Here is a 25,994-nt window from a genome sequence, read left to right as displayed (position 1 = left end):
CGTTATGCATCTCATTTTATTGTCAGGATAATCGCATGGAAAAACAATCAGTCTCGCTGTACCAGACCAAGGGCTCGACCGACAAGGAATACCATTGCCACCTCGACCCGGTCGAGGGCGGCTGGATGGTGTACGGGCGCAACGGCCGGCGCGGCAGCGCGCTGACGCACCAGGCCAAGACCGCCACGCCCCTGCCCTACGCCGAGGCGAAGGAGATCTACGACACCCTGGTCCGCAGCAAGCTCAAAGGCGGCTACAGCCCCGATGACGCCGGCGTGCCCTACCAGGGCACCGAGCTCGAATCGGCCTTCACCGGCGTGCTGCCGCAGTTGCTCAATCCGATTCCCGAAGAGCGCGCCCTCAAGCTGCTGCAGGACGACGCCTGGGTCATGCAGGAAAAGGATGACGGCCACCGGCGCATGGTGTCGGTCAAGGCGCCGGGCGAACTGGTCGGCAGCAAGCGCAATGGTTTTCCGGTCCCGCTGCCGCTGGGCGTGGTGGAAGATTTGTCGGGCCTGCCCGCCGGCACCATCCTCGATGGCGAAGCACTGCCCGGTCCGCGCCTCTCCATTTTCGACATCCTCGAACTGGGCGGGCGCAAGCTGCACGAGCTCGGCTTCGTGGAGCGCCATGCGCTGCTCGCCGCGGCGGTGGGCGCGACCGCCAACGTGTCGGTCTCGCCCTTGTACCAGGGTACGGCGGCCAAGACCGAGGCCTTCGAACGGATCCGGCAACAGCGCGGCGAAGGCGTGGTGTTCCGCAAGAAGGACGCCACCTACGCCCACGGCCGGCCAGCCTCGGGCGGCGACGCGCTCAAGCACGTGTTCTATGAAACCAGCACCTTTGTCGTCGAGCAGCTTGCCAAGGGCAAGCGCAGCGTGCACGTGGTGGTGTTCGACGCCAGCGGCGCCAAGGTCGACATGGGCAAGGTCACCATTTCATCGAACTTCGAGATCCCGCCGGTCGGCGCCCTGGTCGACGTGCGCTACCTGTACGCCCATCCGGACGGCAAGCTGCATATCTCGACCTACAAGGGGGTGCGGGACGACCTGGACATGTCGGCCTGCAGCGCCGCCCAGCTCAAATACAAGGCGGACGAAGCCATGGAAGAAGGCGAAGGCGACGATGAAGAAAGCGACGCCGCTGCGGCCTGAGTGACCTGGGACGCGCAGCGCTTTTGCAGCCGGCCAGCGCCGATGCGGTGGCCTTTTCATGTCCGCGGTTCAGCCGTGCAAGCGCCCACCCACATGTCATTCAGTTAATCAAGACAGGAATATATTTAATCAAAAAAACAACTTTGTGTATTTACAAATTCTTTCCTGGCACTATAGCTGTTCTCTAATGTTGCTAACAGCGCGCAATTCCGAGCTTTTCCTCTAAAGTCAGGTGCACACGCTCCGTTTCAGATATTTCCGTGTAGAATCATCAATCGTAGAAACTTATCTGTCAATACGTCGCCGGCCGCGTAGCCAGCGTCACTGCCAGCGATCCAGCCTGCCGCGCTGTTGCGCCGCGTTGCACGCCTTGGAACTTGCCACGCCCAGCGCGGCTCAGCCTGAGAAAAACGACACTCCCGCGCTCTCATTTCCGCCTGCCATGGCCCAAGCAACGCCATGACGCCGGAGCCATGCAGACGCCACACCCCCGCATCACCTATCGAACACGGACATACGCTATGTTTTATGCTAAACGAATTATTTTTGCCGCCATCGTCGCGGCCTCGCCTGCCGTGCATGCGCAAACGTCATTGACCGGCGCCGGCTCGTCGGCCGCCGAAATCCTGTACACCTCGATGGCGAGCGCCTACAGCAAGTCGTCGAACGTGAACCTGAGCTACCAGTCCAGCAGTTCCACCGAAGGCATCCAGCAAGTCAAGAACCGCAAAGTCGACTTCGGCGCGACCGATGTCGCCCTGTCGGCGGACGAACGCAAGGCCGGAAAACTGTTGTGTTTCCCTACCGCTGTGTCGGGTATCGTTCCTGTTTTCAACCTGCCTGGCGTGAGCAGCGGTCAGCTCAAGTTGACGGGCGAGGTGCTGGCCGACATCTTCAGCCGGAAAATCACGAAATGGAATGACCCGAAGGTGCAGGCGCTCAATCCGGGACTGGCCCTGCCCGGTCTGCCGATCACGGTCGTGACCCGCCAGGATGGGTCCGGTACCACCTACAACTTTTCCGACTACCTGAGCAAAAGCAGCCCGGACTGGAAAGCCAGCTACGGCAGCAGTTACAGCATCACCTGGGCGGCCGGCACCATGCCCGTGAAAGGCAGTTCCGGCGCGGTGGCCGCGCTCAAGCAGACGCCGGGCGCGATTGCCTACGTGGACTTCCAGTATGTCACGAAAAACAAGCTGAGCTTCGCCAGCCTGAAAAATCGCGATGGCAAATTCGTCTCGCCAACCGGCGCCGGTTTCTTGTCGGCGATGAACAACAGCGGCTGGGCGAGCAAAGCGGCGTATGAAGAAATGCTGACCGATAAGCCAGGCGCCGGCAGCTGGCCGATCACCGCCAGTACCTACGCCATCGTGCCGCAGGTCAGCAACACGCCCGACAAAACGGTCGCGGCGATCAAGTTCTTTACCTGGGGTTTCGTGCATGGCGACGATGCGGTCGGCAACACGGCCTTCGTGCGCCTGCCCGACAACGTGCAGGGACGCATCTTCGGCGAACTGACCACCATCACCGACAGCGCCGGGGCACCGCTCAAATGGTCCCTCACCGACGCCCTCAAGATGCGCTGATCCGGCGACTCAGTTGCCGCGATAGGTCGAGAATCCGAACGGGCTGATCAGCAATGGAATGTGGTAATGCGCAGCCTTGCCATCGACCACGAACAATACCGGCACTTCCGGGAAGAAACTGTCGATCTTCCTGGCGGCAAACCAGGCGCCGGTCTTGAAGGTCACCCGGTAAATGCCCTTGTCGAAGCGTTCCCCCTCGGGAAACAGCGCCGGAATGCGGCCGTCGGCATTGGTGCTGCCCGCACCCAGCGCGACCCACTGCTTGCCGGCCTGCTTTTCCAGGGTCACCTCGACCTGGGCCGAGGGCAGTCCATCCTGCAAATTGAGCACGTGCACGCTGAGCGGATTGGCGGCGGCGGCCAGTTGCGCGACGCCCGACAGGATCAGGGCGGCGGCAAGCGATGTGATGTTCATGGTCATACTCCCTTAATTGGATTGATTGGTTTGAATGGACAGCTGCGCTGCGAGCGATGCGATGGCGCGCGCGGCGCAGGCCTCGTCCATCGCCGCGCCGCCGGACCCGGCCACGCCGATACCGCCGATGACCTCGTTGCCGGACATGAGCGGCAAGCCGCCGCCGAGCAACAGCAATTCCGGCAAAGTGGTCAGGTTGGCGGTGTCGGGTTCGGTGCGCGCCCGTTCGGCCAGCACCCGGGTCGGCGTTTTGGCCGACAAGGCCGTGTACGCCTTGCGCTGGGCCGCCAGCGTGTTGTGCGGGCCGACACCGTCGGCGCGCTTGAGCGCCACCAGGTTGCCGCCGCGGTCGACCACGGCCACCGCCGCGCCGCGCCCCTGCGCCTGGCAGGCGGCCAGGGTGGCGTCGACAAGGTCGCCGGCCAGCGGCAGCGCGATGTCCAGGCGCAGCACCGGCGCCGCAGCCACGCCGCCGCTTATCAGCAGCAGCGAAAATGAAAGTGAAGCGAGGCGCAAAGCCATGTGAATCCTTCGGGTGGGCAGCAAAGATCCCATGCTAACGCCGCCCGCCCGACGCCACGATGACGCCCGGATGACGAATTTGTAATCGGCTCGCAAGCGCGCCTGGGGCATAATCGGACGCATACCGGGAGCAGGCATGCGCATATTGTTGGTGGAAGACGAAAGCAAGACGGCGGACTACCTGCGCAAGGGCCTGGGCGAGTCCGGTTACATGGTATCGGTCGCGTGCGACGGCCATGACGGCCGCCACCTGATCGAGGAAGAAACGTTCGACCTGATCATCCTCGACGTCATGCTGCCCGGCCTGGACGGCTGGCAGCTCCTGGACATCGTGCGCCGGCGCGGCGCCACGCCGGTGCTGTTCCTGACCGCGCGCGACGCCGTCGAAGACCGCGTCAAGGGACTCGAACTGGGCGCCGACGATTACCTGGTCAAGCCCTTTTCCTACGCCGAACTGCTGGCGCGCGTGCGCACCCTGCTGCGGCGCGGTCCGCCGCGCGAACGCGACACCCTGCAAGTGGCCGACCTGCACCTGGACCTGCTGCGCCGCAAGGTCACCCGCAATGGCGAGCGCATCGTGCTCACCAACAAGGAGTTCGCGCTGCTGCACCTGCTGCTCAGCCGCGAAGGCGAAGCGCTCTCGCGCAGCTTCATCGCCTCCCAGGTGTGGCAGATGAATTTCGACAGCGACACCAACGTCGTCGACGTCGCCATCCGGCGCCTGCGCGCCAAGGTCGACGACCCCTTTCCCGTCAAGCTGATCCACACGTTGCGCGGCACCGGCTACCGGCTGGAAGCGCCGCCCTGATGCGCGTCCCGCGCTCGCTGAGCCTGCGCCTGGCGCTGCAATTCGCGCTGGCCGGCGCCGTGCTGACCGGCGCCATGGGCGTGTACCTGTACCAGTCGCTGGCGCGCGAACTGGCCTGGCGCGACGACCAGGCGCTGGCGGGCCGGGTCGAGCGCATGGTTGCGCTGATCGACGACAGCGCCAGCATCGACGCCCTGCAACGCCGGCCCCAGCTCTACGGCAACATGCTCGGCAACCGCGACAGCATGCTGTGGATCATCGACGACCAGGGTAGCGCGCGCATTTCCGTCAATCCCGCGCGGCTGCCGGTGCCGCGCCTGCCGGGCCGCGCCGACACCCAGTTCGGCGACGTGCACGGGGCCGCGCCCGCGCGCCTGGCCTGGCGCCGCCTGGAACACCGGGGCGCCGGCCTGACCCTGGTGGCCGGCAAGCTGCTGGCCGAGCGCGAGCAGATGCTGGCCTCGTACCGCGCCAAGCTCCTGATCGCGCTGGCCGCCAGCGGCCTGCTCCTGTTCGCGCTGGGCTGGCAGGTGAGCCGGCACGGGCTGGCGCCGGTACGGCGGCTGGCGGCGCGCGCGGCCGCCATCGACAGCGCCCACCTGCACCTGCGCCTGGCCGGGCGCGGCGACGTCAGCGAACTGGCCGAACTCTCCGCGGCGCTCGACACCATGCTGGCGCGGCTGGAACACGGCTTCGCGCAACTGTCGCGTTTTTCGGAAGACCTGGCGCACGAACTGCGCACCCCGCTCAACAACCTGATGGGCCACACCCAGCAGACCCTGTCGCGGGTGCGCAGCACGGATGACTATGAGGAACTGCTGGCCTCGAACCAGGAAGAATACGAGCGGCTCTCACGCATGATCGACAGCATGCTGTTCCTGGCCCGCAACGAGCAGCCGGACGCTGCGGTGCAGCGCAGCGAGGTCGAACTGGCGCCGCTGGTGGCGCAGCTGTGCGAGTATTTCGAGGGCATGGCCGAGGAACGCCAGATGACGTTCGACAGCCGCGTGCAAGGCAGCGTGCGGGCCGACCCGGCCCTGTTGCGGCGCGCGCTGGCCAACCTGCTGGCCAATGCGCTGCGTTATGGCATGCCGGGCAGCACGGTCGGCATCGCCAGCGCAAGCGTCGACGGCATGCTGGAGCTGAGCGTGCATAACGTCGGCCCGGAGATTGGCGCCGCGCATCTGCCGCACCTGTTCGAGCGCTTTTACCGTGCCGACGCCGCGCGCAGCGGGCATGGCGACACCGGCGGGCTCGGGCTGGCCATCGTGCGCTCGATCATGCAGCTGCATGGCGGCAGCGCGGAGGTGGACAGCGGCGCCGCAGGTAATACCTTCAGGCTGCGCTTGCCGGGCTGAAGGATTCGGAACTGACAAAAAAGGTCGACGCATCATGTTGTGTTCAACGTTCTTCGGAAGGATATCGTTGGCGCGACCTGTCGGCGCATACTCTCCCCCATCGTCCAGGCAGATGATGCGGTCCGCGCTGTCGATCGTCTCGCGCCGGTGAGCAACCACGATGCGGGTAATCGCCAGTGACTTCAGTGCAGCGTTTATCCGCGCTTCACACTGGGCATCCAAGTGCGACGTAGCCTCGTCGAGCAGGAGGATTTTCGGCATCCGATAGAGCGCGCGCGCCAGGAGCAGCCGTTGCTTCTGGCCGCCCGATAGTGCCCCTCCCATATCGCCGATGTAGGTGTCGGTTCCCATCGGCATCCGACGAATATCTTCATCAATTGCTGCACGCTGGAGGCATCGCCACACCAGCGGTAAATCAATCTGTTCGTTAAAAAAAGCTACGTTTTCGGCGATGGTACCGGACAAAAGCTCGTCGTCCTGCATGACCGTTCCGAACGCTCTTCGGACCGTCCGTGTCCCCCACGCCTTGACCGTGCGACCGTCAAGTATTACCTCGCCAGCTGAGGGTGTTTACAAACCGCACACAATTTTCAAAAGCGTTGATTTTCCCGCACCGGAAGGCCCGACAATTGCCACAAATTCCCCCTTGTCGATCCTGAGCGATACCCCGCTCAGAACATACGGGTCCTGTGGCGCGTAGGCGAAAGCGACATTGGATAGTTCCACGGCACCATCGATCGAGGTACCTTCAGGCGATGCTGCGTCCACGCCATGTTCGCGTTCGACCAGAACGACGTCCGCTAACCGGTGCGAGTACATATCTGTCATACGCCACTGGACAAGCTGTTCGAAAAATGCGCTGGACCGCGCCATGAACTGCCCCTCATATGCCATGAACGCGTACAGCAGGCCGACAGACATGCTGCCATCGATGATCGCCCCCGCGCCATTAAAGACGATGAAGACCATGATCATTGCACTAAGGAGGCCGAGCGCGCTGGCGAAGATTTGATTGGTCAGATTCAGGCGCTGGTCATACCTGATACAGTCAGCAAGGCTATTAGCCCAAGTGCGTTCCCGTGCCTGCTCCGCCCCCATCGCCTTGATTGTTTGAATTGCCCGGATGGTTTCTATGCGCTTGCCATTTTCCGCAACATGTGCCACAAGTGCCTGCATGCCCAGCCTGATACTGAAAGGCAAAGCCACGAGCCGGATCGCCACATACAACGTCAATCCGGCAAGGGCAAGCCACGCAAGGTCGGACGCGAGCATGAACATCATCGCAAGCGTGGTCAGCACCAGCAGGCCATCGACTGTAGTGACAATCAAGCCGCCTGATATCAGCGATCGAACCGGTCCGATGGCATCGAAGCGTGACAGCACGTCGGCCAACTTGCGTCGTTGAAACCAAGGCAAGGGGACCCGTATAAGGTGGTGTAATAAGCGCACGCTCATATCCCAATTCATCAACGCGCTCAGCTGTAAGGTGACCATGGCCCTCAACAGTTCGGCCACAATGTTAAAAACTCCGAACAGCGCGAAACCGGTCGCCAATGCAAGCAACAGCGGTCGGTCACCCTTGAGTGCGGCCTGATCAACTACAAGTTGAATATAAAATGGACTGGCTACCATGTACGCTTGCAGAAGCAGCGACAACAGAAAAATCTGTGCAAGGCAGCGATAGCTGACCGCATCGAAGCGGAACCAAGACCAGAGGCTCAATGGACTGCTGGTCCGGCGCTTTCGGAATTCCGGGGCCGTGGCAAGTTCGAGCGCTACACCGGTAAAGTAGCGGCCCGCTTCCTTAATGCTAAGGGTGCGCGCGCCGCAAGCCGGATCAATTATCTGCACCCTATTCCTGCGAATCCGCCTGAGTACGACATAGTGCTGCATGCCCCAGTGAAGAATGGCAGGCAGGTGTAACTTATTCAGTTCGCTCATCTCGCACCGAACTGCACGCGAAGTAAGATTAGCCGTGGCGGCAAGGTCCATCACTTGGGCCAGCGTCATGCCACGCGCTGACGTAGGGCAGATCCGCCGCAGTGTATGCAAATCGGTCGGCGCGCCGAGCTCCTTGAGCACGATTGCGATGCACACTAGTCCGCACTCTGCGGTCTCCGACTGGTAAATGTGATCCATGATGCGACGGGAAGCGTAGGTAGCCGCCTCTCCTTACTCATATTTCGGCGGCATTGGATTGTCATCGAATAACCAACCCAGATCCATGCATGGCGACAGCACTGTACGCGTCGGGATACCGTTCTTGATTACCCATTCAGCAACATACGAGTGCCCCCCATCGCCAAATCGTCCGCGAAATGCACAGTTATTACGATCATAGCAATATCCGGCAAATCTCTTTATTCCTCCATTACGTAAGGCAACGCTTGTATTGAACATGCCGGACGCCTGAAGCGCGTAGGTCATGCCATCGACGCTGATGTTAATCGACTTGATTTCGTCAACCGGTCGGCCGGTTGCAACCACGGGTGGCACGTGGTCGACAAGACAGGCTTGCCCCCTGCTGCATCCGTGTATATGGTGTTCCGCCGCCACGAAGGGGCCGTCAATAACCGTGACAATGACATCTCCCGACATGACGTGCCGGTATGTTTCGGCCTTTATGGCAGACGGGACCAGATTCAGAAAAAGAACCATCAGCAGTGCCAGACTAGTTAACTTCATCGCTGCGCTCCTTTAATTTGCATTCTATTACTTTGAGAGATGCCAGTGCATCAACAAATGAGCACGGCCACCCGTTAGTTCAAACAACAGCGAAGGCGGTTGCAGCTCAGTTTCATTAAGGCAGCTTGCTTTCCGCGAGTGCGCGCCCTCCCTCGTGCGGCGGGATTGGATTCTCGGAAAACAGCGCCGAAATATCGTTACTTGCAGACAGTACCGTACGTGTCGCAACCCCATCCTTGATGATCCATTCCGCCGAGTAGGCGCCGCCGGCTTCGGCAAATCTCGCTCGGAAAGCACAATTGAAACGATTGACGCAATAGCCCGTAAATCGTTCCAGTCCGCCGAATTTCCAACTCAGTCCAGGATCGAACATTCGCGACGAAGGAAGGGTGTACGTCAATCCACCCACGCTGACCTTAATCGACTTTACTTCGGTGTTCGGAAGACCAAGAGTCATCAGCGGCGGAAGGTGATCAACCAGACAGGTATCGGCTTGATTGCAATTCTGTATGTGGTGTTCGGATGCGTTAAAGGAACCATCTACAAGCGTCACGAATATTCCACCGGATAGACTTCTCTGGTAGGTGTCTGCGTGGGCCTTTAAGGCGAGACATGACAGCACCAGGACCGGCACAGTCATCGCCCTCATTGCTCTCATCGCTCTCATCGTTGCCCTCCTTTCAATTTTTTCCGCATGGTGGAGAAATTCCGGCCGGAATATCGGCCGGAATATCGAAATGCGGCACAACATGCCAGCCGCCTGCCCCTCTACCTTACGACCCTTAACTCTTTCACGTTGCTGTTCACTATCGATTCCCTCATATCACGCGGGAGGATGATGCAACCTTCGGATGCGGTGCCGCGCCCATTATCTCCATGTATCAGGAAGTCCGACCGTTCGTGCATATCATTTTCCGAGGACGGTCTCAACGCGATGGAATTTGGCCCTTTATGATTAGTAACGTCACCGATCATGTAGCGACCCTCAGGAAGGGGACCGCCATTGCGAATATGGTCGGCATCCGGATTATTCTTGTACAGCGGGGTACCTGAGTAACCGGCATTTTCGCTACCAAATTGGTAGGATCTTCCGTCCTTCCCGACCAACATCAGGTTGCCCGAACTTTGATGATATTCGAAGTGATAGTCACCTTGCGGGATCGCGTCCGGTGCAATTGACGCGTACCTTCCAACCCCGCCGCCGACCGCGTCGGTGCCAACAAATCCGTCCGAGAAATTGTCATTCCAGTTGTCGTAATTCCCGTAATCTCCAAAGTAATCATTGGAATCGGAAAACCATTCGACCGTGCCGCCGCCATCATTGGCATAATCACGATCTGAAAACATCATCAAATTGCTATCGGCGCCCCAGTCGCAATTTCGTGTCCAATGCTCGGCCCTATTCTGAGCAATACCCCCTGCAACGAAACAAAGTTCATGTTTGCTTAATTCACGCATGATGTCACCTGCTAAATAAGTTTATTGATGAAGGTGGGATCGATGCCACATCGTCCCCTGAACGCCGCTGCATCGCGTGTAGAGGGTCCAGTAACCAGTCGAGCAAACTTCGCTCTTCGAGGACCAGATCTGCAGTTACACGCATTCCGGGTGCCAGCGGCCAACGCTTGCCATATGCGGACAAGCTGTCGCGTTGTAACGCGACCCGGATTTTGTAAAGCTGTTCCTTGGCTTCCGTCGGTATCGGCAGTTCGTTCGGCAAAACCGGGGCGTTCGATACGAAACGCACTTCGCCCTCGCCAACGCCGAATACCTGATACGGAAACGCGTCGTACATTATCTTCACTTTTGCACCAGTTTTGACCATGCCGATGGCACGTGAAGGAGCCCAGAGTTCAAGCTCGAGCGACCTGGCCCCGTTGTTTGTGCTCGATGGCACGATCACGGCAAGGGATTGATTGGGCGACACCGGCGTGCCGTTCTTGACCTGAAGAGCGGACACCACGCCATCGCGCGGAGCGGTGGGATTGTCCGCATACGTAGCTTCGTATGTAAGCCGTTTTTCTTCTTCTTTTACAGCGATTTGCGCAGCATCTATCACGACCAGACGCAGCTCTGCGCCAAGCCGCTCGTGTTGTATCCTGAGTTGTTCGAGTGTGCTTTCCTGCTGAGACTTTTCGCGGGAAAGTGCACTTAACAGCTGGCGTGATGCGATCAGGTCGTTTTCCTTGGCGTGAACTGTGAGCGCGGGCATCATTCCCTGCGCACCCAAGGTCTGTGCCGCCACTACCGTTTTTTCCTGAATGGCTACTCGTTCCTTCTGCAGGCGGATCGAACCGGCAATCTGCGCTAAATCGGTGACGATACCCTTGCGATGTGCACCGATCTCTTCGCGCTGCCGCAACAGTTGGTCGCGCCGTGCGCTTGCCTGGCTCGCCTGCAAGTCGAGTTGGCTTAGCTGGTTCGCGCGCAAGCTGCCTGCAAGCGATTCGCCATGCTCCAATTTCGGAGCGGACGATACAAACATGAGAACCTGACCGGCCCGCACATGATCGCCTTCGTTAACAAGCACCCTTTCAGCAATGCCCGATTTTGTGGCCATGATTCGCAGAGCCCCCTCCGCTGGGGTCACTTGCCCGATCACGGTTTCCTTGTGTGCGTAGCGTGTACTGCACACGAACCACGCCGCAACGCCGAACAATGCAACAAGGAAGGTGGTTAGCACCCACTGGGAGAGCGCCACAGGCATCACGGGCGCGCCGAGACGCTGGACGTCAGTCAGTCGTGCTTCATGCCTGAACAGTTCTGCTGCCAACTGCTCCGGACTGGGTTCCTCTTCGCCGTTCATTGTTTTGTCGCGCAAGTCATCGATTAGCAAGCGGGCGACCATTCCTGGCACCTCGCCTCCACTTCGATTTCGCTCTGAGACTTTGGTTCCGCATTTGCGCAGAAATTCTTAACGAAAGAGGACCGCTTGACGTCAGGCGAACTTCATATAGCTTGTATCACAAACAGCTACCACGCAGAACGATCCGTCGCATGTTAGCTGTGAAGCCGCGAGAGACGACACGGAAGTCAGCCTGTGGCCTGGCTGCGACACATCCAAGACACTGACTGCGGTCTATGACGCCTCACCGCGGATTCAAGAGAGCATTCCCAACTCGGCCTCTGTGAACCCCGCCCGGCGGCGCGCGTCGAAATTGAACGGCCCCTTGAGCACCGGGGCCTCGTAGCGCAGCGCCAGCTCGGCGTACGCCGCCTGCGGATCGAGCCCGCGCTGCTCGCACAGATAACGATACCAGCGGTTGCCGATCTCCACATGCCCGACCTCGTCGCGCAGGATGATATCGAGGATGGCCGCCGCCGCCATGTCGCCCGCCTGCGCGATTTTTGCGCGCAGCGGCGGAATCGCATCGAGCCCGCGCGCCTCGAGCGTGCGCGGCACCAGCGCCATGCGCGCCACCACATCACCCTTGGTTTTCTCGACCATCTCCCACAGGCTGTCGTGGGCCGGGAAGTCGCCGTAGCGGTAGCCGAGCACCTCGAGGTGCGCGGCCAGCATCGAAAAATGATACGCCTCCTCTTTGGCCACGCGCAGCCAGTCGGTGTAGTACCCGTCCGGCAGGCCGCCAAAACGCCACAGCGCATCGAGCGCCAGGTTCATGGCGTTAAATTCGATGTGGGCCAGCGAATGGACCAGCATCGCGCGCCCTTCCACCGTCACCATCGAGCGCCGCCCCACCAGGCGCGGCGGCACCAGTTGCGGGCGCTCGGGCCGGCCCGGTATCGGACCGGCCACGTCGAACACGGCGCCATTATCCACGCGCCAGTCACCGTTCAGGTGCGCTTGCGCCAGCACGGCAATCGCCGCCGTCTTGGTGGCCGGATCGGGTTCGAGTAAGCACTGCAGCGCGTGCGCGCGCAGTTCCAGCGGGTGGGCCATCGGATAACCTTGTGCGTGAAAATGCGGGCAGTATACCAAGCCGGACGGCGCCGCCCGGAAGCTGTACCACGCACCGTCGGCAGTAATTGCTAATGATTCTCATTTAGCATAAAATATTGACCCTTTGTACGCTCTCTTGAGACTTTTACCATGACCGCACCACGCCGGGCGACCCTCCGCCCTCTCTGCTTCGCCGTTTCGCTCGCCTGCATCGGGCCCCACGCAGCCGCCCGGGCCGAGGACGGCGGCGCGGTCGACGCGGTCACCATCACGGCCGTGCGCGCCCAGGGCTTCGTGCCCAATTCGGTTTCGGCCGGGAGCTTTCGCGGGGCCGACGTGATGGACGTGCCCTCCACCGTCAACGTCATCACGCGCGAAGTGCTGGAACTGCAAGCGGCCGCCGGCCTGTACGACGCCCTGCGCAATAGCGCCGGCGTGACGCGCCAGCAGAACGGCGGCGAGACCTGGGACCAACTGGTCATCCGCGGCATAGCCGTCGAAAACCGCACCAACTACCGCCTCAACGGCTCGGTGCCGATCATGAACTTCTCGCAGGTGCCGATGGAGAACAAGGAGCGCGTCGAAGTGCTCAAGGGCGCCTCGGCGCTGTACTACGGCTTTACCTCGCCGGCCGGGGTGGTCAACTTCGTCACCAGGCGCGCCGGCGCCGCTCCCGTGACCAGCGCCGGCGTCAAGCTGGACGACCAGGGCACGGCGATCGCGAATATCGACCTCGGCCGCCGCTTCGGCGAGCGGCAGCAATTCGGCGTGCGCCTGAACGCCGCCGCTGGCTCGCTGGGCAGCTTCCTCGACCAGGTCGGCGAAGGCAGCCGCCGCTTCGCCTCCGCCGCGCTGGACTGGCGCGTCGACAGGCGCCTGCTGCTCAAGGCCGACCTGGAATACGACCGCCGCAAGATCACCGAACAAGCCGGCGTTGCGCTGCCGACCGCCGTCAACGGCATCATCGCCCTGCCGCGCGCGCTCGATCCGGCGCGCCTGGTCGGTCCGGACAGCGCCCGCTTCGACGCCACCAGCAAAAGCGTGGCCCTGCGCGCCGATTATGCGCTGGCCGACGGCTGGGCGCTCACGCTCGAAGCCGGCCGCTCGCAAGTGGCGCGCGAACGCAACCTGGCCATTTTCCGCTTCACCAACCCGGCCGCCGTGGCCACCGGCGCCGGCCGCATCGCCGGCAATGCGCAAGAGAGCGTGGTCGGATCGAACATCGTGCGCGCCGAGTTGTTCGGCACCGCCAGCAGCGGCGCCATCAAGCACGAGATGACGCTCGGCGCCAGCCGCACCAACAAGACCCAGGACCCGATCTACCAGAGCACCTACGCGATCGCCGCGCAGAACCTGTACGAGCCGGTCGTCATCACCAGCATCACGTACGCGCCGCGACCGGCCACGCCGACCACCGCCGCCCTCGACACGCGCGACGACGGCCTGTACGCCATCGACCGCATGCAACTGTCGCCGCAATGGCAGTTGATCGCCGGGGCGCGCAAGGTGCGTTACCGCAGCGCGCAGGGCACAAACAACTACGCCGCCGGCAAGACCACGCCGATGGCCGCCGTCATCTACAAAGCGCTGGCCGACCTGTCCTTGTACGCCTCCGCCGCGCAGGGCCTGGAAGAAGGCGAGGCGGGTCCGGCCGGCACGCTCAACCAGGGCGAACGCATGGCGCCGGGCGTGAGCCGCCAGAAGGAACTGGGCATGCGCTGGCGCGCCCCGGGCGGCACCCTGGTCTCGGCCGCGCTGTTCGACATCGACCGCCCCGGTTACTACACCAACGCGGCCAACCTGTTCGTGGCGGACGGCGAACAACACTACCGCGGCATCGAACTGGCGACCCAGGGCCAGCTCACGCGCCAACTGGCGTGGCAAACCTCGGCCCAGTTCCTGCGGCCTGAATTTGCCAATATCAATGCCAGCTACAACGGCAAACTGCCCGAGAACGCGTCCAGGCAGACCGCCAGCGCCTTTCTCTCGTACGCTTTTGAGAACGCCGTGCCCGGCCTGTCGGTCAACAGCGGCATGTATTACACCGGCCGCCGTCCCGTCAATGACCTGAACCAGGCCTGGCTCGGCGGCGTCACCCTGTGGACCGCCGGCGCGCGCTACATCCACCAGGCCATGGGCAAACGCACCACCTGGCAAGCCAACCTCGAGAACCTCGGCGACAAGCGGTACTGGGCCGGCGCCGGCGCACGCCTGGCCGCCGGCGCGCCGCGCACCATCAAACTGAGCGTCAAGGTCGACCTGTAAGCCAGCCAAAGTAAGCTCCAGATGTTAATGATTCTCATTTACAATTGCATAAATTCAATCATTGTCATGTGCGCTTGAGAGTTGCCTGATTTCCTTTTCTCCGCACGGCCACCTGCATCCATCACCCGGAGAAAAGAATATGCATTCCATCCCACGTCAACGCCTGCTGGCGGCCGCGCTGAGCACTGCCTTCGGTCTTGGCGCCAGCGCCTGGACCGGCGCCGCGCTGGCGCAAGCGACCCAGGAACTGAACGCGATCACCGTCACCGCTACGCAGGACAAGCTGCCCGGCGACGCGCCCGCGCCCTACGCCGGCGGGCAGGTCGCGCGCGGCGCCCGCCTGGGCATGCTGGGTAACGCCGACAACATGGAGGCGCCGTTCAACATTACCGCGTACACCTCCGGGCTGATGGTCAACCAGCAGGCGCGCAGCCTGGCCGACGTGATGGCCAACGACCCGGCGGTGCAGATGAACGGCCCCTGGTACTTCGATAATTTTTACATCCGCGGCTTCGCCATCAACCGCCAGGAGATCGGTTTCGACGGCATGTACGGCATCGCCAGTGCCGAAGGCAATGTACTGCAAGGCGTGGAACGGGTCGAGGTGCTGAAAGGCCCGAGCACCCTGATCAACGGCAGCGCCCCGCGCGGCGCCGCCGGCGGCGCCATCAACCTGGTGCCGAAACGCGCGGCCGACACCCCGCTGACGCAACTGAGCGTCGCCTACCTGAGCGACGCCAACATCGGCGCCCACCTCGATGTGGGCCGCCGCTTCGGTCCCGACAACGCCTTCGGCGCGCGCATCAACCTCGCGCACCGCGCCGGCGAGGTGCAGGGCGACCATGAGAAGCAGCGCGCCAGCAGCGTCAGCGCGGGCCTGGACTATCGCGGCGAGCGCCTGCGCGTGAGCGGCGACTTCGGCACCAGCAAGCAGATGCTGGACGGCGCCAAAAGTAACTTCTACGTCCCCGGCGCGCTCTTGCCGGCGGCGCCCGACGGCAAGAACAATGTGTGGCCGGCGTGGTCTTACCAGGACAAGGAAAACACCTTCGGCGTGCTGCGCGCCGAGGTCGACGCCACCGACACGCTGACCGTCGGCGCAGCCTACGGCGGCGCGCGCGCCAAGCGCCACATGATTTCCCCGTTCGGTGAACTGAGCGCCGGCGGCGATATCGATTTTTACGGCAGCGGCTTCGCCGAAGAAACCGACACCAGCAGCGCCGAGGCCAGCATGCGCCTGCGCCTGGCCAGCGGCCCGCTCAAGCATCAGCTGGTCGTCACGGCGACCCGCTTGGGCTCCGACCTGACAGCCGATAATCCCAACCTGGCCGACTCGCCCCGTTCGAACCTCTACCGGCCGGCGGCGTTGCCGCGGCCGGCCGACCTTGACCTGAACGGCCCGCAGTTGCCGTCGTCGTCGACGCGCATGACCAGCTACGCACTGGCCGACACCATCGCCATGCTCGACCAGCGCCTGCTGTTGACGGTCGGCGTGCGGCGCCAGCACATGCGGGTTACCGCCTTTGGCTGGCAGACCGGCGCGTTCGAGTCCGCGTACAAAAAGAGCGCGACCACGCCGGCCGCCGGCGCCGTGTTCAAGGTGTCGCCACGCCTGTCGCTGTACGGTAACTACGTCGAGGCACTGTCGCAGGGGCCGGTGGCGCCGCTGAACGCCGTCAACCGCAACGACGTGTTTGCGCCGATCGTCGCGCGCCAGGGCGAAGCCGGGGTCAAGCTCGACCTGGGCAAGCTGACCACCAGCCTGAGCGCATTCCAGATCAGGAAGCCAAGCGGCTTTCTCGATGCCGGAAACGTCTACCGGATCGCGGGCCAGCAGCGCAATCGCGGCCTGGAATGGCAGGCCGCCGGCGAAGCGGGCGGCGGTGTGCGCGTGCTGGGCGGACTGACCTGGACCGACGGCGTCCTGAGCAAGACCCGCAACGGCGAGTTCGACGGCAAGACGGCGGCCGGCGTGCCCGAGTGGGTGGCCAAGTTCGGGGGCGAGTGGGACCTGGCCCAAGTGCCGGGGCTGACCGCCACCGCGCGCGCGCAGCACGTATCGGCGCAGGCTTTCAACGCCAGCAACAGCGTCGAGATGCCGGGATGGACCCGGATCGACCTCGGCGCGCGCTACGCGACCCGGATTGCGGGCCGGCCCGTGGTGCTGCGCGGCAGCGTGGAAAACCTGGCCGACCGCCGCTACTGGGACACCGTGCCGGCCTATCAAGTCGTGACGTACGCGGCGCCACGCACGATCCTGCTCTCCGCCACGATCGACTTCTGACGCGGCGCCGCCAGCCAATTCCGGACAGCAGGCGAGCTTCGCGCGTCCCCACGGTTTTTTGCCTGCTTGAATTAATCCACCCGGTCAAGAACGCGATAGACGTTCGGCAATGTTCAAATATTTACCGCCTGTCGGGAACTAGAAGTCACCGGCCGTGATCTTACACAAGACGCCTTAGTGTTGGCACCTCAGGTGCCCCGGACGCCCTAAACGCCTACCCGTGTGGCTGCATTCCCCTCGTGCGTTCGCTTGTAAAGAAAGGAAACACCATGTCTTCCAATTATTCTTTCACGCCTCAAAAAATTGCTGAACTGGCACATCAGATTCGCGAGGCACCGCCTGTCCAATACGATCCGTGGAAAGGCGAGCGTCCCCGGACGCGACTCGAAATGGTTGCCATGCTCAAGGACGATATCGCATCCATGCGGGACAAGGGCTATAGCGTGACGAAGATCGCCGGGTTCCTCGGTGACTGTGGCTTCCCGATATCGGCAATCGGCTTATACGACGCAATGCGAAAACTCGAGTGCAGTCTGGCCCGACCGTATGTGCCGCTCGCCCAGCGCCTGTTGCAGAGCCTGGCGTCGGGTGACAGCGATCGTCAGCCAGCAGTACCGGGTTCCGCTGTGGCAAGCGATTTGAAAGCACAGCCGCGCGCCATGCGCCTCCAGCGTGGCGCACATGCCGCCATGTCTACGGCCCCGGTCGAGCCGGGACCGCAGCGCATCGCCATTCAGCCGTCGGCGCAGCGGCTGCTCAAGAAACTCAAGCCTTCCGAGGCATGCGTGTTCACGGAGGCGCTTGGCCAGCTGCGCCCGGGCCAGCAAATCATCAGGCTCGACGCCCACACAGCCGATGCCGGAAAAAGCCTGGCTGCTATCGGCTTGCTGAGGGCAGTCAAGGACCAGGGAAACAACGCCTACGAAGTGCCATTTGAAATGGCGCGCATCGAAACCGGAAAACGTCTGGAGCGCTAAACCAGCCATTCCGGCAACAGTTCAAAGACGCCGGCCGTGACGAAGCACATCACGAAACCGCCAGGGCGGACAGTCCATCATCATTGACCACATTCCGGAGGCTTCGATGCCAAAGGTAGCTCGCATCAATCGCCAACAGGCACGCATATTCAAGCTGGGATTCGAAGACCCCTACCGCAATTCGCGTGGCCGCGCCTTCATTCGCTTGCTTAACTGGTACACGGGATTTGGGAAAACCTATACTGCCGCCTGCTTCTCCCTTCACCTTTTTTTGACCGAGAACGTGATCCCCATCTTTCTGGCGCCGCTACAGTCGGTGGTTACCGGGTTTGCCGAGGAGGTGCGCCGGCATATGTGCGTCGACCGCTTTGATGACGAGATCGAGCAAGCCATTCGTCGCTATGGGCAAGCCGTTCCCGTCTACAGGCTTTGCTCACGCGAGTTTCATATCAACGACAGGTCCTTCTTCCAGGCTGTCCTGTTGCTGGTCGAATGGCTGGGACAGCAACCTGTGGTCTACGCCGCGCTCGAGAAGGATTTGTCGAACAAGTCGCGCGGGATCGGAGGGTCCACACCGTCGCTCGCAGCCCAACTGGCTGAATGCAAGAGCAAATGCCATGTTTGCCTGAAATCCGAGCTGCACTCCATGTCGTCTTCAAACGAGGACTTTGAAGTTGAAATGGAACGCTATCAACGAGCGGCCGATAAAGTGCTGGCGATGGCGAATCGAATCACCCGCAAGGTCATCGATATCGACATGCGCTCGCGCTATCACGGTCCCATACGCAAGTTGATGAGCGCGCCCGAGGTGTACGACATGGTCAGGCGCCTCTATCCCCTGCAAGCGTTCGCCGACAAGCCGGGGATGATTATCGGCACCGCTTCGAAAGCCGCCATGCCACTGCAGGTGCTTGTGTATCACGAGGCGGAGAAACGGTGTAAATGGGTCGACTACGATTCGCTGTTCTGGTTCGCGGGCGAATTGAACCGTTCGGGCAACCCGCTTGCCCAGGCAATCAAGCCCGGACAGCAACGCATGCGGGTAAACATCTTCATCGATGAAGAAGAAGATTCCTATTTTTATCTGTTCGATCAGCGCATGTCGGTCGTCAATCCGGACGGGCGCAACGACTTGAACGAGGTCATCGGCGACTTCCAAAAGTACTTTGACCTGGCGTGGCCCTTTGCTTTCGAACACGGCACCCATCGCGGGCTCGCCAGGAAGTTATTCTATAACCTCTGGGCATTTGCCGACGTCAGCGTCGACGTCGAGCAGCTCTTGAACCATGAACGGGTAAAAACCGGCGTCACATTCATTGCTCCCGAACGACAGATTGTCCTCCTGCGCGAGGCCCTCGCAACAAAGTGGCCGCATGTCTCCGCACAGTTTGGGGACCAAGAACTTGGAGAAGTCTACAAAGAACTGATAGCAAACCACGATGCGTCCGATGGTTTCGAGCGCTTCCGCCAAAAAGCGTATGTCCTGGGAAAAGTGCTGACCTTTGTCAAGGGCCTGCCACGTAACGGGCACGAAGACGACTATCAGGTTTTCCGCAAATGGCGCGCGCTCGTCTTCGAGAAGAAGTTTTTCCTGATGTCGCGCAGTCGCTACGGTGAAATGCTCGACCAGCCCAGCCAGACCTTTTTCAATGCCATGTCTGCTGTGATGACGAGCGATTATCTCAATCGGGTCGAGCTGTCGGGCGATACCGGTAACAGGACGATCCGGCTCGAGTATCGCGACCGGAAGATGAAGATGAACGCCTTCACCCTACTGCACTATCTGAAGTTCATCATCCTGATCGCCGATGTCCTCAAAGACAAGAAAGCTAACATTCAGTTCGACAAAGACAGCCGCGTACGCTACCGCAATCTGTACAAATTCGCGCGCGACGCGGGTCAGCTTTTCAAGTCGCACAATCATCAGGACGGATTGGACGATGACGCACTGGCAAGCGATGCCGTCGGTGAAGACTTTTTCTTTTTCGGTACCAAGAGTATTGTCAGCCTTGACGAAAGCGAGCGGCAGGCGACGGAATACAATCACACGCAGGATTTGGCGCTGACCCTGTCGATTGTGTCGCTGCGCGATACCCCCGAGGAAGACCTGCGCAACGCCCTCGGCGAAAACAATGGCATCTATCTTTTGAGTGCGACAGGCGGCCTGCAGCCATGCTCCAGCGGCACGTTCAATCAGCGCCGGCTACAAGCAATGTTGAAAGACATCGGTGGTGTGTACTTTCCGATGACGCCAGCGGAAGTGGCCGTTGTCGCGGCAGCGGCGGAAAAACAGCGAAGCAAGCGCCAGCGCGACGTTCGCATCGTGGACGATGCGCTGTTGGCCTACCGTTTTCCCGCTACTGGTTCATTTAGCGGCTTGAGGTCGAAATTCCTGAGCGCGCTACCGTCCGACGGCAAACACCGACACGAGCGCATGACGCCCTACAAGGAGCAGGAAGTGCGCGGACTGGTCGCCTCGCTCGACCGCTTGCTGTCGACGCCGCTACGCTGCGGGATGTGTCTGTGCTTGTCCATGGCCTGGGCCAGGGCTTGCTTGTTGGGCCTGGCGCAATCGACGGCCTTCGTCAGTCAAGTCGATACGGCGGGGTACCATTTTGTCGTCGACCCACTATTCCTGCCGCAGTACCGCGGTAACGGAAAAGGCGAAAAAATACACATCGTTCTCTATGCGGCCGGCCAGTTCAAGAAACGCGATTTTTCGCAAACCGGCGCCGTGGCGCAGGTCGACGAAAGTGATCAGTTCAGTGACGAGTTTCTCGAAGCGCTGGATGTCACCGATAAAAAGGTGCTCCTGTGGACGGCATACCGCTCGGCCGCCCGTGGCACCAATTTCATTGCAACGCGTAACGGCCAGCAAATCGATTTCGAACTGATTTACCTTATCAATTCGCCCTATTACAACCGCCACACGCGCCCGGGCACACCTGGCTTCCATATCGAAACTTTCCAGAGCATGATCCAGGTACTCAACGACCGCCCGCAAGGCGCCCAGACAATGAGCCGCGCCGAGTTCCTCTATGACTACGCACGCCATCGCTGGGAAATCCTGGAACGTGAACATTTCATGGATCTTTGCCGCACGCTTTTTCAAGCGCTCGGGCGGGTTGAGCGTCGGCCCGACAACTTTATCGAAAGGCAAGAAATCTATCTGGACGTCGAGGTTGCGCAGACCATGCGACTGGGAACGCGCTTCGCGCCGGAACTCGTACAACGCGCATCGGCAACGCAGATCGCCGTCCTGCAGGCCATCGCCGATTATGATCAACAGACGGCGCTATTCGCCCACGAAGATGCGCGCCGCAAGCACGTCTTTGCGAGCTTGCGCCATGCAGAAGCGCTCAAGCAGTACACAAAACAGTTGCCCGCACAATTTCGCAGCAGCAGCGAGGCTCGCCAGCGGTGGGAGTCGATGTTCGACGAACGCATGGTCACCGCCCCGCAAGCTTACTGCGCCCATCTGCGGCGCAGTGGCGTCCCCGCTGCATATTGCGACGCATTGTATTTCCGTGCGCCAGAGCACGTGGCTCTGTATTCCTGCAAGGTCGATATGCTGGGCAAGCAACAGCGCATTATTGCCGACCATGTGGATGGCGACGCCGCTTACGACTGGGTCGCTTATCTTGCGCCAGCTAACCTGCTGCGCAGCCTGTCCTCACCATTTAACAATTTACGTAAATTCAGGACCGGATTTCCCGATAAGAACACAAAGGAGGGATTTCTGCTGGTGCCGCAACCCTGGTTTGTCACCGACATTATCAAAGGCTATCTTGCAGAGCGCGAATTTGTTCACTTCGCCCAGCGCGAATTTGGCCTGGACATCGACCACGGCATAGCCGCAGGACCGTTCGAATTGCTTGACGCCCTACATCATCCCGAGGCGGCGCAAATTTATCAACAATTTGACTTCTACTTTGTGGTGAACGGAAACGTCCTCCTCGCCATCGACATCAAAAATTGGACCAAGGCGACAGACCATCTCAAGAAAGCGGAGCTGGAACGGATGGCGAAGTTAAAGCAACGCAAACTGGCAAGAATGTTTCCGCAATACGAGGTACATGCACTGTACGTCAATCTGTATGGCGCCCATAAGTACAACATCATGCTCCAGCCAGGGTCTGGCGCCATTTCATTCATGTCCATGTATGTTCAAGGTACGCTCTCGCGCGAACCGTGGATTCTGAACGCCAAGCTGGCGGAAGTGATGCTATGGAGCGGATCATGACACTGCACCGACTGGAAGGCGACGTCGCGCACGCCTGGACGAACGCTTTGCGCTTCGGCACCAGCGTCGAAGACGCGGCGGTGGACCTGTTTCGCAGCATGCGGCAGCAAGGCTCGTTGTTGCCGACATCATTCGCGCTGCCTGACGTTCAAACCAATGATGAGCCAAGCGAGGACCAGAGTAGTTATTATCGGCGACGTGCCAAGGTGATTCGGGACAAGATCGCCAAGGTGGGCAAGCTCGTCCAGCGTGCGGGCAAAGGTCATCGACCGTTCTACTTAATCGCAGAGGGCCAGGTCTGGTTTCTGTCCACCCACGCGAAGGTGGCGCAGTCGGCATCGGAATCGTTCGTGCGCGCCCATGCGGACATTTACCTGCAACTGGTGCTGCAAAAAGAATTGCGGGAACAAAGCGGCATTCCAGTCGCAGATACAGATCCGATCGGTGGCTTCGGCGTCGGCGTATACCTGATGCATAAGGTGAGCAGCAATGCCAAAAACCTGCAGTTAGCGGAACTGCGCTTCGACGTGGTGCCGAAGCACGGCATCATACTCGCCAACGTGCGCGCCTCCAGTTTCTATAAAACAGGGAGGGGGCCGGATATCCGCTTGGGCGCGCTCGACACTGGGCATGGCTACTCGGCTGACATTGTCGACCTGCGGGACGTGTCGGTAACACGCGGCGACGCCCGCGAACATCCGATTCGCGGCATTCATCTACGCAAAAGCGAATTTCGTCGAACCCGCCTGTACTACCTGAATATACTGACGGAATTTGCTCTGTCCATATTCCAGCGCGCCGGCATCGCCATCGAGCGCGACACCTTTACGGCGACTCACTACGTGCGGGAGGGATATCTTCCCTTAGCGTCGATCGCGAGCCTGGCGCGTCCCCTGCTTATTGTCAATACGACGCCGGAACCCATGCAGGCCACCTCGCTGATGGCGCTGAACGATCTCAAGTCATATTTTCCCAAAGGCTATCATGTGGCTGGCGGTCGCGTAGGCTTCACTCAGCCAAAGGTAAAACTTGCCTCTCGCATTCCGCGCTCGCTCACCACGAAATACAATTATCTCTTTCTTAATGGCGCGAAGATTGAAACGAACTCGGTCCGCATCTTGAAGGCTGGCGATGATGAGGCCGGTCCTGCGTCGACTGTACGCGGCTACAACTGCCTGGAGACCCAAGGCGCGAGCACCGATCCTTACACCAGCATGAAATTCGCGTTTTTAATGAATCGCGCCGTGTTTGGATTCTGCACGCAGGGGCTCGATCGGTCCCCTGCAGAATTGTCCGGGCTCGGCGCCGACACGAATGTTTCGGCAACCTTAAGGGAGGAGGTGAAGCGGTGCCTGGTTGAATTGTCACTCAAGGAGATTGTTGCCGGTGTCAAGCCGTTCCCCGTTTCGCACCTCGTACCATCCGAGACCGTCCGTCGACTGACCCTGCTCGGCACGCGTTCTCTCAACAGTGGGCGCAACAGCAGAAAAACACTGATTGCAAGTATCGAGGTCGATATCGACAGCGCTGGCATCCGGGTACGCAGCACGCGCCGTACTCCATGGTCGGAGGAGCGCCTTGCTAACCTCGGGTTCGTGGAGCAGTTTCCTTTTCTGGTCGATCAAGATCAAGAAGTACGAGACCGGCAATTCTGGATGATCGATGCGACAAGCGGCAAGCGTTTGCGAGCTTGGCACGGCAGTTTTGTCCCCAAGCTTCTCCTTAATCAGCGCTACGCGGGCATTGAGGCAGCGCTTGCATATCAAGAGAATGAGCGTAACGGTCTCAGGGATGTCGAATTTTATTCAAAAAGCAAGTTCTACAATCTGCTACCGTATTACATTTCCATGCGCGACCAGGGCACGAAGGCGCGCACGGAAAGCCTCGGCCAACTTATCCCATTGCAAGATAGAGGCCGATGGGTACGCATATTCATTCCCCCGGCCGACGGCATTGATGGGACTGGCACATCCCTGTCGGGCATGCGCGATGTGATGGTGTATACCAATAATGGCGAAGTAATCGCTGATGGATTGCTCGACGAACCGCTACTGCACTTCTATCTCCACACTATGACCAACGGTATTTTAGTCTCTGGTGGAAACTCCAAAATGAGCCTGCTGGAAAAATTCGTCCGCCTGACCCTGGAGAACTAGTGTCCTGAGTTGGAAATTCGTTGATTATAAATATGGCGAAATCGTACTGAGACAAGGAACAAAGCGCAGACAGGCAGGCGCTTGGCGAGCATTTGTGACGCAGTATCGGCGCGATTATCGCCATATTTATTCAACGAATTTCTAACTCAGGACACTAGGTACCCCGTGGCGGGCGCTGCACCTGCCGGAACTGCGCTCTGACTTCACGGCGCGCAACCGGCGCGCACGGTCCACGCGGCGCACATCCGCAGCGACGGCAAGGGCTTCTTCATCAGCGAACCAAGCTTCGCGGCAGAGAGCCGATCCGAGGCCAGCGATTAACCGTTTTCCCAGGCCGCGCCATGGCCGGAAAATCAGCTCGAGAACTTATAGAACAACTGCGTCACCGCCGCGCGATAGGCTTTGTCCTTGAGCAGTGCGACCTGTGCCTGGTCGGCGGCTGCGCGCGAGCCGCGCGAGCTGAAGTCGACATCTTCGAACGGCTCCGGCGAGAACATCTCCCACTGGCCGGTTTTGACATCGACCAGCGCCACTTTCAGGCGAATGCGCATGCGCTGGTTTTCATCCGGAACCAGCGCGCCCAGGATCGGCACCCACGACACCACCTTGGTCGAGAGGTTTTCACGGCCCGATTCCAGGATGCCCCAATACACCATGATTTTTTCGGTGCCGCTGCGGGCGGCGGCCAGACGCAGGTGGCCGGCGTAATTCGTTTTACCCTGGCTCGCTTCGGGCCGGCCGCTGAAGGCGATCGGCTGGTAGTACTGCGAAAAAGCCTTGACCATCGCTTCATCGGGAATCATCGCGCCCGATTGCACCAGCATTACCGAACTGTTTCTGGCGACAGTCATCTTCTGGCGCGATTCGAGCGCGGCGCGAATCGCCTCGTCCGTCACCGCAACGCTGGTGTCGATGCCGAGTACATTGAATTCGCTCAGCTCGCCCTGGTAAGCCATGCCTTGACTGCGACCGTAGCGGCCGGAGTCGCCCGGATAACCGGAATCGGAAATGGACCGGGTGGCGCATCCGCTCACCAGCAGCAACAGGCACAGGCCGGCGGCGGCGCGCACGGCAATCATTTGTGGAACACGCATCTTTAACTTTCAATTAATATTGTCAGCGGATCATACGGGAATCGGCTGGCCTTGCTAAGCAAAAATGGAAGCCTTCTCCACTAACTTTGTTACGAAAAGTTTCAGCTTGATCAGCGGGCGCTGCGCGCATGGCGCATCAAGCTGCGGCGCGGGCGTGTCAACCGAATGGCGGCGCCATGCGCTATGTAGGCAAAGCCAACGAAGGCGCAAGTCCGGATCGAGCTATCCGACAACCCGAAAGGAACCACCATGCCCGCACGCCCACGCCTTGTCCCGCCCGAGGGCACCTTCATCATCATGCAGCAGCGCGGGCACGATCGCATCCTGTTCGAAGTCAATGCCGGAAAAATGGTCTCGATTCGGGTCGAACCAGACCCGGATGAGTCGACCGACACCGACAACACAGACGAGGCCGCCTTTCCGCACATGCAGGCCAAGGGCAGTTGCTGATCGAGTCAGTAGCGATTCAAGTGTCACACCGAAATCCTGAAAATACAGTACGCTTGTAAACCTGAAAAATCCGTGATGCCGGGAGCCGCGCCAGAGG

18 protein-coding genes and 1 pseudogene are annotated in these 25,994 nt (G+C 60.6%); 10 read left to right on the top strand and 9 right to left on the bottom strand.

Annotated features, from left to right (window positions below; all coding sequences use genetic code 11):
* Positions 1-35: 35 nt before the first annotated feature.
* Together F0185_RS07815 and pstS are read left to right on the top strand one after the other, a co-directional pair.
* Positions 36-1,154 (top strand): ATP-dependent DNA ligase, encoded by a 1,119-nt coding sequence (locus F0185_RS07815; RefSeq protein ID WP_167223177.1) that lies wholly within the window; start codon positions 36-38, stop codon positions 1,152-1,154.
* 521 nt (positions 1,155-1,675) lie between these two features.
* Positions 1,676-2,740 carry a phosphate ABC transporter substrate-binding protein PstS gene (pstS, locus tag F0185_RS07810; protein WP_167223175.1) on the top strand — a complete coding sequence of 355 codons (1,065 nt, stop codon included), beginning with the start codon at positions 1,676-1,678 and terminating at the stop codon, positions 2,738-2,740.
* Positions 2,741-2,749: 9 nt separating this feature from the next.
* Here the strand turns inward: pstS and uraH are convergent, their stop codons facing one another.
* Both uraH and F0185_RS07800 read right to left on the bottom strand, forming a co-directional pair.
* Complete coding sequence (uraH, locus tag F0185_RS07805) at positions 2,750-3,154, bottom strand: hydroxyisourate hydrolase (RefSeq protein ID WP_308623248.1); 405 nt, start codon at positions 3,152-3,154, stop codon at positions 2,750-2,752.
* 12 nt (positions 3,155-3,166) lie between these two features.
* Positions 3,167-3,676, bottom strand: coding sequence for a GlcG/HbpS family heme-binding protein (locus F0185_RS07800; RefSeq protein WP_167223171.1), 510 nt, complete (start codon positions 3,674-3,676; stop codon positions 3,167-3,169).
* Positions 3,677-3,812: 136 nt separating this feature from the next.
* On the opposite strand from F0185_RS07800, the gene F0185_RS07795 reads away from it, so the two are divergent.
* Entirely contained in the window at positions 3,813-4,484 is a 672-nt protein-coding gene (locus F0185_RS07795; protein WP_167223169.1) for a heavy metal response regulator transcription factor, read from the top strand.
* Positions 4,484-5,842 carry a heavy metal sensor histidine kinase gene (locus F0185_RS07790; RefSeq protein WP_223164474.1) on the top strand — a complete coding sequence of 453 codons (1,359 nt, stop codon included), beginning with the start codon at positions 4,484-4,486 and terminating at the stop codon, positions 5,840-5,842. Before F0185_RS07795 ends, F0185_RS07790 begins: the two co-directional genes overlap by 1 nt.
* 237 nt (positions 5,843-6,079) lie before the next feature.
* Here the strand turns inward: F0185_RS07790 and F0185_RS07780 are convergent.
* From F0185_RS07780 to F0185_RS07755, 6 genes and pseudogenes are all read right to left on the bottom strand, one after another.
* Positions 6,080-7,981: pseudogene (locus F0185_RS07780) on the bottom strand (peptidase domain-containing ABC transporter); the annotation flags it as partial.
* Positions 7,982-8,014: 33 nt separating this feature from the next.
* On the bottom strand, positions 8,015-8,527 hold the full coding sequence (locus tag F0185_RS07775; protein ID WP_167223165.1) for a hypothetical protein: 513 nt from the start codon (positions 8,525-8,527) through the stop codon (positions 8,015-8,017).
* Between the two features lie 115 nt (positions 8,528-8,642).
* Positions 8,643-9,080: a type 1 periplasmic-binding domain-containing protein gene (locus tag F0185_RS07770; protein WP_223164473.1), complete on the bottom strand. Its 438-nt coding sequence runs from the start codon at positions 9,078-9,080 to the stop codon at positions 8,643-8,645.
* 215 nt (positions 9,081-9,295) lie between these two features.
* Positions 9,296-9,985 carry a tlde1 domain-containing protein gene (locus F0185_RS34360; RefSeq protein ID WP_223164472.1) on the bottom strand — a complete coding sequence of 230 codons (690 nt, stop codon included), beginning with the start codon at positions 9,983-9,985 and terminating at the stop codon, positions 9,296-9,298.
* 4 nt (positions 9,986-9,989) lie between these two features.
* Positions 9,990-11,375, bottom strand: a complete 1,386-nt coding sequence (locus F0185_RS07760; RefSeq protein ID WP_167223161.1) for an HlyD family secretion protein — start codon at positions 11,373-11,375, stop codon at positions 9,990-9,992.
* Between the two features lie 252 nt (positions 11,376-11,627).
* Positions 11,628-12,428, bottom strand: coding sequence for a ferritin-like domain-containing protein (locus tag F0185_RS07755; protein WP_167223159.1), 801 nt, complete (start codon positions 12,426-12,428; stop codon positions 11,628-11,630).
* Between the two features lie 150 nt (positions 12,429-12,578).
* Between F0185_RS07755 and F0185_RS07750 the strand changes: the two genes are divergently transcribed.
* The 5 genes from F0185_RS07750 to F0185_RS07730 all read left to right on the top strand — a co-directional run bounded on the left by F0185_RS07750 (position 12,579) and on the right by F0185_RS07730 (position 24,353).
* A complete protein-coding gene (locus F0185_RS07750; RefSeq protein ID WP_167223157.1) occupies positions 12,579-14,693 on the top strand; it encodes a TonB-dependent siderophore receptor in 2,115 nt (704 codons plus the stop codon).
* 139 nt (positions 14,694-14,832) lie between these two features.
* On the top strand, positions 14,833-16,977 hold the full coding sequence (locus tag F0185_RS07745) for a TonB-dependent receptor (RefSeq protein ID WP_167223155.1): 2,145 nt from the start codon (positions 14,833-14,835) through the stop codon (positions 16,975-16,977).
* A 269-nt stretch (positions 16,978-17,246) separates the two neighbouring features.
* Positions 17,247-17,954 carry a hypothetical protein gene (locus tag F0185_RS07740; protein WP_167223153.1) on the top strand — a complete coding sequence of 236 codons (708 nt, stop codon included), beginning with the start codon at positions 17,247-17,249 and terminating at the stop codon, positions 17,952-17,954.
* Between the two features lie 106 nt (positions 17,955-18,060).
* Positions 18,061-22,197, top strand: a complete 4,137-nt coding sequence (locus tag F0185_RS07735; RefSeq protein WP_167223151.1) for a hypothetical protein — start codon at positions 18,061-18,063, stop codon at positions 22,195-22,197.
* Positions 22,194-24,353, top strand: a complete 2,160-nt coding sequence (locus F0185_RS07730; protein ID WP_167223149.1) for a hypothetical protein — start codon at positions 22,194-22,196, stop codon at positions 24,351-24,353. The genes F0185_RS07735 and F0185_RS07730 overlap by 4 nt, the downstream gene beginning before the upstream one ends.
* Positions 24,354-24,706: 353 nt before the next feature.
* Here F0185_RS07730 and F0185_RS07725 read toward each other — a convergent pair whose 3' ends face one another.
* The gene (locus F0185_RS07725) at positions 24,707-25,447 is read right to left on the bottom strand and encodes a lipoprotein YafT (RefSeq protein ID WP_223164471.1); all 741 of its coding nucleotides are present in this window, start codon (positions 25,445-25,447) and stop codon (positions 24,707-24,709) included.
* Between the two features lie 249 nt (positions 25,448-25,696).
* On the opposite strand from F0185_RS07725, the gene F0185_RS07720 reads away from it, so the two are divergent.
* Positions 25,697-25,897 (top strand): hypothetical protein, encoded by a 201-nt coding sequence (locus tag F0185_RS07720; protein ID WP_167223147.1) that lies wholly within the window; start codon positions 25,697-25,699, stop codon positions 25,895-25,897.
* Positions 25,898-25,994: the final 97 nt, after the last annotated feature.

Origin of the sequence: Massilia rubra (assembly GCF_011682065.1) — a bacterium.
Lineage (GTDB): Bacteria > Pseudomonadota > Gammaproteobacteria > Burkholderiales > Burkholderiaceae_D > Telluria_A > Telluria_A rubra.
Note: the sequence above shows the minus strand (reverse complement) of the source record. Positions and strands in the feature narration are given on the sequence as shown.